Source organism: Mucilaginibacter sp., assembly GCF_964263795.1.
Lineage (GTDB): Bacteria > Bacteroidota > Bacteroidia > Sphingobacteriales > Sphingobacteriaceae > Mucilaginibacter.
Genome location: NZ_CAXVWK010000119.1, coordinates 37,011 through 48,302 on the forward strand (window position 1 = coordinate 37,011; position 11,292 = coordinate 48,302).

Annotated in this window: 16 protein-coding genes; 3 read left to right on the forward strand and 13 right to left on the reverse strand. The window is 42.3% G+C overall.

All coding sequences use genetic code 11. The features are described from left to right. Nucleotides 1–38: 38 nt before the first annotated feature. Genes ACE5CV_RS18820 through ACE5CV_RS18840 form a run of 5 tightly spaced genes read right to left on the reverse strand, consistent with a single transcriptional unit; the run spans nt 39 to nt 3,746 of the window. Entirely contained in the window at nt 39–482 is a 444-nt protein-coding gene (locus ACE5CV_RS18820; protein WP_374951744.1) for a DUF1572 family protein, read from the reverse strand. Between the two features lie 12 nt (nt 483–494). Further along, the gene (locus ACE5CV_RS18825) at nt 495–1,310 is read right to left on the reverse strand and encodes a PhzF family phenazine biosynthesis protein (protein WP_374951745.1); all 816 of its coding nucleotides are present in this window, start codon (nt 1,308–1,310) and stop codon (nt 495–497) included. A gap of 44 nt (nt 1,311–1,354) precedes the next feature. Then, nucleotides 1,355–2,014 carry a YdeI/OmpD-associated family protein gene (locus tag ACE5CV_RS18830; RefSeq protein WP_374951746.1) on the reverse strand — a complete coding sequence of 220 codons (660 nt, stop codon included), beginning with the start codon at nt 2,012–2,014 and terminating at the stop codon, nt 1,355–1,357. Nucleotides 2,015–2,018: 4 nt separating this feature from the next. After that, nucleotides 2,019–2,555, reverse strand: a complete 537-nt coding sequence (locus tag ACE5CV_RS18835) for an RNA methyltransferase (RefSeq protein WP_374951747.1) — start codon at nt 2,553–2,555, stop codon at nt 2,019–2,021. A 33-nt stretch (nt 2,556–2,588) separates the two neighbouring features. Beyond that, nucleotides 2,589–3,746, reverse strand: coding sequence for a galactokinase (locus ACE5CV_RS18840; RefSeq protein WP_374951748.1), 1,158 nt, complete (start codon nt 3,744–3,746; stop codon nt 2,589–2,591). A gap of 133 nt (nt 3,747–3,879) precedes the next feature. On the opposite strand from ACE5CV_RS18840, the gene ACE5CV_RS18845 reads away from it, so the two are divergent. Beyond that, the gene (locus ACE5CV_RS18845; RefSeq protein WP_374951749.1) at nt 3,880–4,173 is read left to right on the forward strand and encodes a YciI family protein; all 294 of its coding nucleotides are present in this window, start codon (nt 3,880–3,882) and stop codon (nt 4,171–4,173) included. Here ACE5CV_RS18845 and ACE5CV_RS18850 read toward each other — a convergent pair whose 3' ends face one another. From ACE5CV_RS18850 to ACE5CV_RS18860, 3 genes are all read right to left on the reverse strand, one after another. Further along, nucleotides 4,174–4,557, reverse strand: a complete 384-nt coding sequence (locus ACE5CV_RS18850) for a hypothetical protein (protein ID WP_374951750.1) — start codon at nt 4,555–4,557, stop codon at nt 4,174–4,176. 61 nt (nt 4,558–4,618) lie between these two features. Further along, a complete protein-coding gene (locus ACE5CV_RS18855; protein ID WP_374951751.1) occupies nt 4,619–5,488 on the reverse strand; it encodes an aldo/keto reductase in 870 nt (289 codons plus the stop codon). Nucleotides 5,489–5,606: 118 nt separating this feature from the next. Next, on the reverse strand, nt 5,607–8,324 hold the full coding sequence (locus tag ACE5CV_RS18860; protein WP_374951752.1) for a carboxypeptidase regulatory-like domain-containing protein: 2,718 nt from the start codon (nt 8,322–8,324) through the stop codon (nt 5,607–5,609). Nucleotides 8,325–8,411: 87 nt separating this feature from the next. Here ACE5CV_RS18860 and ACE5CV_RS18865 point away from each other — a divergent pair, with 87 nt between their 5' ends. After that, the gene (locus ACE5CV_RS18865) at nt 8,412–8,897 is read left to right on the forward strand and encodes a CYTH domain-containing protein (RefSeq protein WP_374951753.1); all 486 of its coding nucleotides are present in this window, start codon (nt 8,412–8,414) and stop codon (nt 8,895–8,897) included. 43 nt (nt 8,898–8,940) lie between these two features. Here ACE5CV_RS18865 and ACE5CV_RS18870 read toward each other — a convergent pair whose 3' ends face one another. Then, nucleotides 8,941–9,159, reverse strand: a complete 219-nt coding sequence (locus tag ACE5CV_RS18870) for a hypothetical protein (protein WP_374951754.1) — start codon at nt 9,157–9,159, stop codon at nt 8,941–8,943. Between the two features lie 405 nt (nt 9,160–9,564). Between ACE5CV_RS18870 and ACE5CV_RS18875 the strand changes: the two genes are divergently transcribed. After that, complete coding sequence (locus ACE5CV_RS18875; protein ID WP_374951755.1) at nt 9,565–10,065, forward strand: hypothetical protein; 501 nt, start codon at nt 9,565–9,567, stop codon at nt 10,063–10,065. Nucleotides 10,066–10,184: 119 nt separating this feature from the next. On the opposite strand, the gene ACE5CV_RS18880 is transcribed toward ACE5CV_RS18875, so the two are convergent. The 4 genes from ACE5CV_RS18880 to ACE5CV_RS18895 are packed head-to-tail and all read right to left on the reverse strand — an operon-like array spanning nt 10,185 to nt 11,125. After that, nucleotides 10,185–10,352, reverse strand: a complete 168-nt coding sequence (locus ACE5CV_RS18880; RefSeq protein ID WP_374951756.1) for a hypothetical protein — start codon at nt 10,350–10,352, stop codon at nt 10,185–10,187. Nucleotides 10,353–10,398: 46 nt separating this feature from the next. Continuing rightward, nucleotides 10,399–10,605 carry a hypothetical protein gene (locus ACE5CV_RS18885; protein WP_374951757.1) on the reverse strand — a complete coding sequence of 69 codons (207 nt, stop codon included), beginning with the start codon at nt 10,603–10,605 and terminating at the stop codon, nt 10,399–10,401. Nucleotides 10,606–10,656: 51 nt separating this feature from the next. Beyond that, nucleotides 10,657–10,863 carry a hypothetical protein gene (locus ACE5CV_RS18890; protein ID WP_374951758.1) on the reverse strand — a complete coding sequence of 69 codons (207 nt, stop codon included), beginning with the start codon at nt 10,861–10,863 and terminating at the stop codon, nt 10,657–10,659. 55 nt (nt 10,864–10,918) lie between these two features. After that, nucleotides 10,919–11,125, reverse strand: coding sequence for a hypothetical protein (locus ACE5CV_RS18895; RefSeq protein ID WP_374951759.1), 207 nt, complete (start codon nt 11,123–11,125; stop codon nt 10,919–10,921). Nucleotides 11,126–11,292: the final 167 nt, after the last annotated feature.

An 11,292-nucleotide genomic window follows, 5' to 3' on the forward strand; every position in this document is an offset into this window, starting at 1 on the left:
TTATGGTGTGATTTGCCGTAATGCTATTGTTGATCAGCTCAGTCATCCAGTAACCTCCGATGGTAATTAATTTGCCCGAGATGGTAAGCCAAATGTGTTGCTAAATGTATTAAGGTGTAATCCATCCGGGTAGGCTGCTCCCAAATAACTATTGGAAAGTTTGTTTCCATCTTTCTTTCATCCAAATTATTTAAACCGGTTTGCACAACAATAATTGTTTGATTGATCTTTTCGATCAGATAAGTTCTCGGAACATCTTTCAAAGAAAATTCAAGATCACGCTCACGTGTATAGTTTATATTGGCAAGCCCAAAACCTATATAAGCATTTAAGTTTCCTACAAGATGCAGGCATAGGTTGCCCGCCGAATTAGATATGCTTTTGTTAATTAGCCAGATATTACTTTCATTTTGATATAATTCAATCTCCGTTTTTAGTTTAAGGAGGTCTCTTTCAAAAATTAATTTTAAAGAAGTAAGCATATTAAATAGTTATTAAATGATTGAATCAAATAAATTTATACTTCCTTCTAAAATGATTACCGCCTGGCTTGTTAATAAAACTTTATCTCCTTGCAAAATTAAAGACATAGCGCCGGTCCGGCTGGATGATTGAAAGGCCCGCAATGCTTTTTTGTCCAATTTCTGCCCCCAATACTTAGCCAGAAAGGTTTGTACTCCCCCTGTAACAGGATCTTCGTTTGTCCCGGCCCAAGGCCAAAAATATCGATAATGAAAGTCGTACCCATCATTGTACGCCCGGGCGGTTATTAATACACCGTTGATACCATCGTAAGACCTTAACAGGGCATCGAAATCGGGTTTAAGTTCGGCCACGATTTTCGTGTCGTTAATTTCCAGGACGATAATCTTGTTTTTAGGGCTATATACCGTATTTGTAATTTCCGATAAACCCAGGGCTTGCAGCATTGCAACTGGAGCGGTTGCCGCAATAGTATCATAAACGGGAAATTCCATTACAATATCCTCGCCATTTCTCCCTACCAATAGTTCGACATTCTCATGAGTTAAAAATCGTATACGTTCTGCGTCGGTTTGTTTAAATAAAACCTTTGCCGAGGCAAGCGTGGCATGGCCGCACAAGGGAATTTCCTTTTTAGGCGAAAAATATCTGATGGCAAAAGTATGTTCATCATCTGTTTTGCGGACAAATGCAGTTTCAGAAAGGCCGAGTTCGTGTGCTATTAGCAGCATTTTTTGCTCGTCAATTTCATGTTCCGGAAAGCAAACCCCTGCTGGGTTCCCTTTAAAAGCTTGATTTGTAAATGAATCGACAATGTAGGTTTTCATAATGGCGTACTATCTTATAAAAGGCGAAATTTAAGCGGTCTGGCTTACTTTTCTGACGGGTTCTTCTTACCAGCCAGCAGCATCCCTTTCATCTTTTCAATCCTGCCTGCGCGTGTTTGTTCTTGTTTGGCGCTCAATATCCAAACCATGTATTCTTTACGGTGCGACCAAGCTAAGCCATTGTAAACGGACAACGCAGCCGGCGTGTCGGTCAGTGCCTCAGTCACATCGGGCGGTAGCGTGATCTGTTTATTTACAGTATCTATAAAAGCAGAGTAATCGTTTTTTTTGATTGATTCCTGGCTGAAATCTGAATGCTTAACAAGGTTTTCCGGGCGGAAACGAAGTGTGGTCCAGGTGTTATCAATAGCGGCAGAAGCGACGGGACGCAGGCCAAATTGTTTGGCAGCTTCCCATCCGCTCATCATTTCCAGGTCGGTTTCAATTCCTGAATTTTTTTTAGGATAAATGACCCATAGCACCGTACCAGCTTTTAAAAAAGGTGTCAAATCTTGCAATTTATTCGCAAGTTCTTTAGCTGTATTAACGAAAATCTGCATGCCATCTACCGTACTTGCTGGTTCAAAAACGAGTTTAATACCATCAGGCAACGGATCTAAAAGTGACAGGTAGCCCGGGGCCGCGTTTAATATCAGCCAGGTTTGGCCGGGTTTCATCAGCAACTTTTTGGCAAGTGAACTCATAGCATTAATACTTGAAGTTTAATTTAGCAAAGAAATCCCACAATACAATTCCTGCCGATACGACGATATTAAATGAATGTTTAGTGCCGAATTGCGGTATCTCTATACAGGTATCAATAACTTCCATCACTTCGTCGCTTACTCCGTTAACTTCATTACCGAATATGAGTGCGTACTTTTGTGCAGGTAATGGCTTAAAAGTATTCAGCATAGTACTGTTTTGTGCCTGCTCGATAGCGATTATCTGGTAACCGCCGGCACGCAGCGCTTCAACAGCTTGTAAGGGTGTTTCAAAGTACTCCCAGCTTACCGATTGTGTTGCACCTAAAGCCGTTTTTTCTATTTCGCGGTGCGGAGGCTGCGCGGTTATGCCACACAAGCAAATCTTTTCTACTGCAAAACCATCAGATGTGCGAAAAATAGAACCAATGTTATGCATACTGCGCACATTATCAAGCACTACGGCAACCGGTAACTTATCCTGTGTTTTAAATTCATCCACGGTGGCACGGTTTAGTTCGTCGAGTTTTAGTTTGCGCATATTGATTGGGTAAGCTTGCAAAGCTACAATTTGTTAATCAAACAATTCCCGCACACCGTCACCAATGCTCGACTGATACACCGAAGGCGCGTAGCCAATCTTCTCCGTATAATATTCGGTTACCCCTTTACTAAACTCCTCAAACTTATCAGCCTTAACCAAAGCTATGGCACAACCGCCAAAACCTGCGCCGGTCATTCGTGCGCCGGCTACGTTTTTATTTGTTTTGGCATATTCTATAACAGTATCCAGTTCAATACCGCTTACCTCATAAAGGTCTCGGAGGGAATCATGCGAGGCGTACATCAAACGGCCAAATTCCGGCAGATTGTTGCTGCTTAAAGCGTTTGCAGCAAGCTTAACGCGTTCATTTTCGGCAACTACATGAGTTGCCCGTTTTAAAACTGTTGGGTCAGTAATAAGGTGGCTGTGTTCGTCGAAAGTTCGGGTGTCAATATCGCACAGATAGTTAATATTAAGTTCCTGCTTCAAAGCGCTCAATGCTGTTTGGCATTCCTGCACGCGCTCGTTGTATTTAGATTCGGCCAGTTTGCGGGGTTTGTTAGTATTGACTATGGCAAGTACGTAATCGCCAAGGTTGCTGTCTACTGCCTCATAATCAAGGGTGTCACAATTCAGCATCAGCGCTTTGTCTTTTTCGCCAAAAGCAACCGAAAACTGATCCATAATACCGCTGCTCAAGCCGATAAAGCTGTTCTCTACCCATTTAGAAAGTTTTACCAGATCAAGTTTACTGAAACCAGCATCAAAAAGCTGGTTAAGCGCAAATGCCGTCACTACCTCGATAGAAGCAGAGGACGAAAGACCCGACCCGATCGGAATATCACCGTAATAGAGCATGTCTAAACCTTGAAGCAACTTATCATGTTGTGTAAAGTAGGAGATAACCCCGAGCGGAAAGTTGTACCAGCCATTCCCGTCTTTATCGTATGATGACTGCAAGGGGATTTCGGCAATATCATCAAAGTTAAGGCTTTTGAAACGGAACACGTTGGCACCATTAGGCGAAACCAAAAGGTAAGTGCCGAAAGTTATAGCGCATGGCATTACCAGTCCGCCGTTGTAGTCGATATGTTCGCCGATAAGATTGACCCTGCCGGGCGAGAAGTAAGTGTGCGCCGGTTCTTTATGATATGCGCTGCTAAAATCGTTTTTCAGGTCTTCTCTCATTTAGTGGTTGGTTTGCCTGACAAATATTGCGAAAACTGCAGGATATGCGGGCCTTTGTGCCAAGGTTTATCTTAAAAAATTGCGTTTAAACAGAAGTTCTTTATACTTGTTAACTTTAACTAACGATATCAATATGAATCAATACATCATAACTGCTTACGACCATACCGACGAAGGCGCGCTGCAACGCCGCATGAACATCCGCCCGCATCACCTGGATGGTGCCAAAACATTGAAAGAAAACGGTAACTACGTTTTAGGCGGTGCGATGCTGAATGATAATGGCGACATGATCGGTTCTGTAATGATCGTTCAGTTTGAAAACGAGGAAGCGCTTGAAGCATGGAAACAAGGCGAACCTTACATAACACAGGGCGTTTGGGAAACGGTGGATGTAAAGCCGTTTCGCGTAGCAAACCTGGGCTAACTATTCCGTGTAATTTTGATACTCCCAGTAACCGTCGGCATTTTTTGCATAGTGCACGGTATAGCTATTGCCATTTGTTCGGATGTCAAATGATAAGCTTTGGGCGCTGGTATCAGTTGGGATAAACTGTGGTAAAATACTGTCGGCAATAAGTTTCAAATCATCCGACAGGCTATTTTTTACAATCTTTTGTTTTTCTATTTCGGCTTTAAGATCACCAAAAGCAGGATAGTGGTTTTGATTGTTGTTAGGTAACCGTGCGGCGTTAAAAGCTTGTTCGGCATATTCATCCATAGCCTTTAGCAGTCCATCAGCTGTAATCTCGGGCATGCCATCGGCACCTTCGGTGTAGTAATTGTTCAGGATCTCCTGTTTACTCTTCATCGGCAGTAAAAATAAAAAAGGGCACCGTATTTACAGTGCCCTTTTCACGTTAAAATGTAGGTTATCCAATTGGTGGCGAAATGCCATCCAATTCGTCTATATCTTCTGCGTCTAACACAACGCCTGTTGTTTGCATGTTTTCTTCTAGGTGATCAACACTTGATGTGCCCGGGATCAGCAAGATATTTGGCGAGTGCTGTAATAGCCAGCTTAAAGCTACCTGGTGCGCTGTAGCGTTATGTTTTTTTGCGATGGCCTGCAGTTTTTCCTGCGCGGCTACATTACCTGCATTAAGCGGATACCAGGGGATAAAGGCAATGTCGTTTTCCTCGCAAAATTCTAACACGCCTTCCCATTTACGGTTGTCTACACTGTACATGTTTTGTACGGATACCACCTCAAAATAATCCTGCGCCTTGCGGATATCGTCTACATCAACCTCAGATAACCCGATGTGTTTTATCTTACCGTCGGCCTGCGCCTGTTTCAAAAACTCAAAAGTTTTCTCAGCCGGTACGTTAGGGTCTATACGATGCAGTTGGTACAGATCTATCTGGTCCATTTTAAGGCGTTTAAGGCTGCCCTCCAGCGCTTCTTTTAAATGCTCCGGACTTGCGTTAACGGGCCATTGATCCGGGCCTGTACGAAGCAAACCACCTTTAGTGCCAATTACCAGGCCTTCAGGGTGAGGGTATAAAGCTTCGGCAATCAATTCCTCAGATATATGCGGGCCGTAGCTGTCGGCAGTGTCGATAAAGGTTACACCTAATTCGACGGCACGTTTAAGCACACGGATGGCCTCGTCTTTGTCTTTTGGAGGCCCCCATATGCCTTTGCCTGTAATGCGCATGGCACCGTAACCTACCCGGTTAACGGTTAGTTCACCACCAATATTAAATGTTTTGTTAGTTGATGCGGTATCGTTACTCATGATAATTGTTGTTGTATAATTACAATAAATAACCGCACGTTCGGCCAATTGTTTATTTGCTATAACAGGACATTGTCATATAACCGTTCATTTGGCTGTATTAAAGCAGTCCAATCTGTTATTTCACGGTATAGCGTAAAACATATCGGCCAAGGTTTCCATCGGCGTCAAAGCCTTCTATTGTGGCGCGGTAAGAACCGCGACCGTCGGCGTTAAAATAATCAAAGGATGCCGCACCGGTAACTTTGTCGGTAATAATCTTAGGATTCCAGTAAATGGTGCTACGCAGATCAGGGCCGCCTAATGGTTTGCCGGGAATATATTTTGGCGAGTAAAACTCGCGGGTAATGCCATATCCGTTAGCCATAAAAGTAACCTCATAAGGCTTAGGAATCATATCCTGCATTTGAGCGAACGATATCTTGGTTTTATTGATCTTACGCATATTAACCAGTAATACACCGTTAGTGCCATTTATCCTGTTAGCGCCGCTCAGCCCGTCAGATTTATACAATTCGACACTTTCTACGTCATCGCCTCTTAGGGAGGTTAGTGCGGATGCATCAACGGGTTTGCCATCCAGATAAACCTGCATCGGTTGCTTATTACCACTGCTGAAATTTCTGGCCAGATAGTAAAAGCCATCCTGTGCGGTAATACCCAAAACCATAGATGGTATGCAGGTGAATAATGTAGGGCAGCCTTTTAACACCTCGGCGCCGATAGTTTGATCCGCCTGTGCCGGTAAACCGGTTAAGCCCGGCCAATCACGATGCAACGGTTTTTTGTAAACGGTAGATTTGATGACTACCTCCTTTAATATATGCTGGCCGTCATAAACCTTTTTACTGTTCGCTAAAAAGGGCTTAAATGCGCTGTCGATATTGGTTACCTCGTCGTAAACGTAATTGTTTTTGCTCACGGGCTGTACTGTTTCGCCATTAACAGTAATTGCCATGTTTTTGCTTAACGGATTGTTGCGCGCAGTAATAGTTACTTGTGAAGAATCCTTAAAGGCCAGTTTATTGAATTTAAAGTTACCCACCATGTCGGTATAGGTTTCTACAGTAGCTTTGCCGGGCATCTGCAGCAATAAATTTCCTTTCGGTATAGGCATACCGGTGTTGTTACGTAACATACCGCTAATTTCAAGGCCCTGCTGCTCGGGCATCAAAATTATCTGTGGGTACTTACCGGCCAGGATGTTTGAATAAGAGATACGGCGGTATCCCTGTGTAAGCATTAGCACATCCAAATCATCTGCTGCGTTAGTGTTTTTCGCCAGGAAATAATAATTAGGCTTCTCAATATAACCCTTCAACTCAGAAGTAAGCAGTAAATTAGAAAGGATGGTAGTTTCCGAATTCTCATCTACCGGAACCTTCGATTCATCTATTACCGATACCGAGAAATTGCCGCTTACCGGCAACGTTTTATTTTTCGCCAATACGGTCATCTTTACATTCTGACGAGTGTTATAAATTTTTTTGTCGGACGTTAATGCAAGGTTCAGCATATCATTATGCTGGATAAATACTATTCGCTCGCTTACAGCAACGCCGGTGCCTGTAAAAAGGGTAAACTGGATAATGCCGGTAGGAAATTTGTTTTTTGGAATAGCTGCGCTGTAAACCGGGCTTTCCAGTTTAGTTTGCGCGGCAAAAAAAATGGCACCACCTGTTTGGGCAACTATGTAGTATTGTTTGTTTTGATTGTTGGTAAAGTAAGGTGTATTGGCCGATATCTTGAGCGTTAAGTTCGTCGGATCGTTATTATAAAGTGCCATACTGATACCGGCGGGCCGGATACGTGGCATATCATAAGTGGCTTTTGAGCCATCGGGAAAGCTAATGTTGGCTTTATAGGTTTTACCATCCTCGGGCAAAAGGGCAAATATCCCCATGCCTAAATGCTGGGCGGTAATGGTCGCAACCTCGGCACCGGTATTGTCGGTTACGTTACCTTTAATGTTAAGTCCTAATCCATTTGTGCCAATTGCCTTAAAAGCCACCTTTGACCGTACCCCAACGATCAGGTCGCCACCTTCCGGGAAAAATTGAACATCTTTTATCCCGGCTGCGGTTTTTAAAGGGAAAACCTTAGTAACCGCTTTCCGCTCGCCGGTGTCTATTACTGTGGTCAACATTGCAGATTGGATCAGCGCGGGGTTTTCTCCGGCAAACTCCAGTTTAAAACCTCCATTTGCATCGGTTGTACCTTTGCCTTTTCCCAACTCATCGCCGTTTGCTGCGGTAGCCGTCCAGGTAATTTTTTTGTTGGCCAGTGCAAGTTTACCGTTCTCTTTGTAACTGATGTCTGCGTTAATCTGCATGCGCCGGTTTACCATGCTGGTATTAAATGTTATACCCGTATTTACGGCGTTATCGACCGGGTTACCTATTACAATATTCTTGTTAAAGAAATATTCCGGTTCAAAGTTGCGCATCCAGCCGGTATAGGCGCGTAAATGATAATTGCCTTCTTTAAGATTGGTGGTGAGCACAATATTACCGCTTGCAACGCCATTTGCCACCGGCAACTTTAACTCTTTTACAATGCTATCCTGGCTATTGGCAATATCAACGTAAACAACGTTGCTTAAGCCCGATGGCAGGTGCTTATCCAGGGTAACATAAGCTTTAAACCAAATGGTATCGGTAGCCGCATAATACGGTTTATCCAGGTGCAAATAAACCTTTTCTATCGGGAAACCGGATGTGTATTTAGCAGTGCTGGTAAGAATCGTATTCAGGCCAACAGTATCGCGCTGAGCGAAAGCAGAAGATAACGATACGAAGATGACAAATAAAAGTAATGCGGTTTTTTTGACGTTCATGGGTTAAAAAGTAGCATCGGCTAATATAAACATTTAGCTTTACTGCATGTTGAAGGGGTAGCCTTTTAACTTTATTTAACACCTAACTTGTTACATTATTATATGGGTATAGAGATTGAACGAAAATTTTTGGTAGATCATGAAAAATGGCAGCAACTTACCAAACCCAGCGGCACAGTTTACAAGCAAGGCTATTTGCTAAGTGACGATAAACGAACCGTACGCATACGGGTTGCCGATGACATAGCCTTTATCACCTTAAAAGGCAGCGCTACCGGTATCAGCCGCAGCGAATTTGAATATACCATCCCGGTTGCCGATGGGGTAGAGATACTGCAAAACATGGCGACATCGGCCATCGAAAAAACCCGTTATGAAATTGATTTTTGCGGAAATATCTGGGAAGTGGATGTTTTTTCAGGGGATAACGAAGGGCTTATAGTAGCGGAGATAGAACTCGATAAGGAAGATCAGCATTTTGAAAAGCCCGAGTGGATAAAAGAAGAAGTAAGTGATGATTTGCGGTATACCAACGCAAGTTTATCAGTATCACCTTATAAAAATTGGGCATAAAAAAAGCCCGCTATAAAGCAGGCTCTTTTTATGTATGTATGGGTTATGACCAGCCAGTACCTTTTTTCGCGTTGCCATTCTTAACATGCTCTTCTGCGGTAGCTTTACCCATTATCGCAGCCATTTTGTTGCCTTCGGCATCTTTGCCGGTTGCAATGTAACGACCTGATTTAATGTCAATAACCGGATCGATCATCGGAACATTTTTAGTTTTTGTTTTTACTGAATAGGCGGTAATTCCACCACTTTTAGCTGCTGCCATGATAGTTTTGTTTAGTGTTTTTTTAGTTTAACTGTATTTGATAATAATTGTTTCAGTATCCGGATTACAAAGTTGTTGGTAATCACAAAATAATTGCTGTAAAGGGTGGCAATATATGTAATTATACTTAAGTAACAAATTAATACCGCTCTCTGCTAATGGCTTAGATAGTGCCAAGCGGGATAAATCATTAAATATACTTGCTATTCAGGATTTTTCGGACTTATGAGCCTCGCGCTTCTACATCTTATTTGTAACAATTTCATATACAACTAATTTTAGCAAAGATATGCGAGAGCGTTAAGCATCAGGGGAGCTAAGGTTACACCATGTGTGGCGATTGGTGTATAACCGAACATTTCGCGCTGACGTTTGTAGTAACAATCAACATACAGCTAATTAAGCATGAAACCTTACATAATAATATTTACCCTGGCGCTAGCATCTTGCGCCGGTAATGGGTCAAAAAATAACAACGATACCTTAGCAGCAGATAGCGGGAAAAAGGATACATCGGCCGCTACCCGTTTAAATACCCCTGCCCAAAATATGGAGTATTGTTTTGTACATACCGATGGTAAAAACGCCGACGATACTACGGCAGTACATTTAGTGATAAATGCCAACAAGGTGAGTGGTGATATGAGCTGGCTGCCAAAAGAAAAAGACAGGCGTAAAGGCACTTTACTTGGTACCCTTGAGGGTGATAATATTAAAGCCGTTTGGAGCTTTATGCAGGAGGGGATGAAAGATACCCTTGCGGTAGAATTCAAACTTTCGGCCCAGGAACTCGCACAAAAGCCTATGAATTTAAATACTAAGACAGGCCGCGAACAGGTTAACACAAAAGCCGATTACTCTGTGATATATAAGCTGGATAACTGCGAAAAATTCAGAACCAAATAACAAATTGGTTCAAAACAGCTGCCGAAGATCATCTTTAGACTTGGCAGGATAAATATCTTTCAGGCCGGCGCTTTGCCGGCTATTACTAAAAAAGCTGTTATTGCAATTATGCTGATCGATTAATCGGCAGTTGCGATATCAGCTTTTGGTCTTGACGAATCTTTTACCGCTAAGGCAGCTTGCTCAGATTGTACTTTTTCTGTTGCCTGGCCATTGTCTCTGGTTAACGAAAACGCTGTAACGCCTGATGTTAAAACTAATGCTGCTGCTATGATGAATTTTTTCATGATGGATTTGAAGTGGATGTTTTAATAGAGTTTAAATAGTGGGTGATTAGTCGGCAGTGCCTACGTCTTTTTTAGTGTCGGCAGTACCAACATCTTTTTTAGTGTCGGCAGTACCAACATCTTTTTTAGTATCGGCAGTGCCAACATCTTTTTTAGTGGTTGCAGTTTTTGCTTTAGGTGCGCTTGATGCGTTTACAGTTGCAGTTAAACCGGTGCTTAATATGATTGCGATTGCTATGATTAACTTTTTCATTTTCTTAGATTTTGTATTTGTATTTGTGTTTGATGGTTTTTGGTTAATTAATTAGTCTGCGGTGCCTACGTCTTTTTTAGTGTCGGCAGTACCAACATCTTTTTTAGTATCAGCAGTTCCTACATCTTTTTTGGTATCGGCGGTACCAACATCTTTTTTAGTGGTTGCAGTTTTTACTTTAGGTGCGCTTGATGCGTTTACAGTTGCAGTTAAACCAGTGCTTAATATGATTGCGATTGCTATGATTGACTTTTTCATTTTTTGTGGATTTGTATTTATGGGTGATGATATTCAGTTGGTTGATTAATTTTAATTAGTCTGCGGTGCCTACATCTTTTTTAGTGTCGGCAGTACCAACATCTTTCTTGGTATCAGCAGTGCCTACGTCTTTTTTGGTATCGGCAGTACCAACATCTTTTTTAGTGGTTGCAGTTTTCGCTTTAGGTGCGCTTGAAGCGTTTACAGTTGCAGTTAAACCGGTGCTTAATATTATTGCGATTGCTATGATTGACTTTTTCATTTTTCTTGGATTTTATAATTATGGGTGATAATTCAGTTGATTGATTAATTAGTCGGCGGTGCCTACGTCTTTTTTAGTATCGGCAGTACCAACATCTTTTTTTGTATCAGCAGTGCCTACGTCTTTTTTGGTGTCGGCAGTACCAACATCTTTTTTAGTTGTTGCAG

Bases quoted from the DNA above. Each gene is read 5' to 3' on its own strand.
- ACE5CV_RS18820 (WP_374951744.1), bottom strand. From the start codon at position 482: ATGCTTACTTCTTTAAAATTAATTTTTGAAAGAGACCTCCTTAAACTA.
- ACE5CV_RS18825 (WP_374951745.1), bottom strand. From the start codon at position 1,310: ATGAAAACCTACATTGTCGATTCATTTACAAATCAAGCTTTTAAAGGG.
- ACE5CV_RS18830 (WP_374951746.1), bottom strand. From the start codon at position 2,014: ATGAGTTCACTTGCCAAAAAGTTGCTGATGAAACCCGGCCAAACCTGG.
- ACE5CV_RS18835 (WP_374951747.1), bottom strand. From the start codon at position 2,555: ATGCGCAAACTAAAACTCGACGAACTAAACCGTGCCACCGTGGATGAA.
- ACE5CV_RS18840 (WP_374951748.1), bottom strand. From the start codon at position 3,746: ATGAGAGAAGACCTGAAAAACGATTTTAGCAGCGCATATCATAAAGAA.
- ACE5CV_RS18845 (WP_374951749.1), top strand. From the start codon at position 3,880: ATGAATCAATACATCATAACTGCTTACGACCATACCGACGAAGGCGCG.
- ACE5CV_RS18850 (WP_374951750.1), bottom strand. From the start codon at position 4,557: ATGAAGAGTAAACAGGAGATCCTGAACAATTACTACACCGAAGGTGCC.
- ACE5CV_RS18855 (WP_374951751.1), bottom strand. From the start codon at position 5,488: ATGAGTAACGATACCGCATCAACTAACAAAACATTTAATATTGGTGGT.
- ACE5CV_RS18860 (WP_374951752.1), bottom strand. From the start codon at position 8,324: ATGAACGTCAAAAAAACCGCATTACTTTTATTTGTCATCTTCGTATCG.
- ACE5CV_RS18870 (WP_374951754.1), bottom strand. From the start codon at position 9,159: ATGGCAGCAGCTAAAAGTGGTGGAATTACCGCCTATTCAGTAAAAACA.
- ACE5CV_RS18875 (WP_374951755.1), top strand. From the start codon at position 9,565: ATGAAACCTTACATAATAATATTTACCCTGGCGCTAGCATCTTGCGCC.
- ACE5CV_RS18880 (WP_374951756.1), bottom strand. From the start codon at position 10,352: ATGAAAAAATTCATCATAGCAGCAGCATTAGTTTTAACATCAGGCGTT.
- ACE5CV_RS18885 (WP_374951757.1), bottom strand. From the start codon at position 10,605: ATGAAAAAGTTAATCATAGCAATCGCAATCATATTAAGCACCGGTTTA.
- ACE5CV_RS18890 (WP_374951758.1), bottom strand. From the start codon at position 10,863: ATGAAAAAGTCAATCATAGCAATCGCAATCATATTAAGCACTGGTTTA.
- ACE5CV_RS18895 (WP_374951759.1), bottom strand. From the start codon at position 11,125: ATGAAAAAGTCAATCATAGCAATCGCAATAATATTAAGCACCGGTTTA.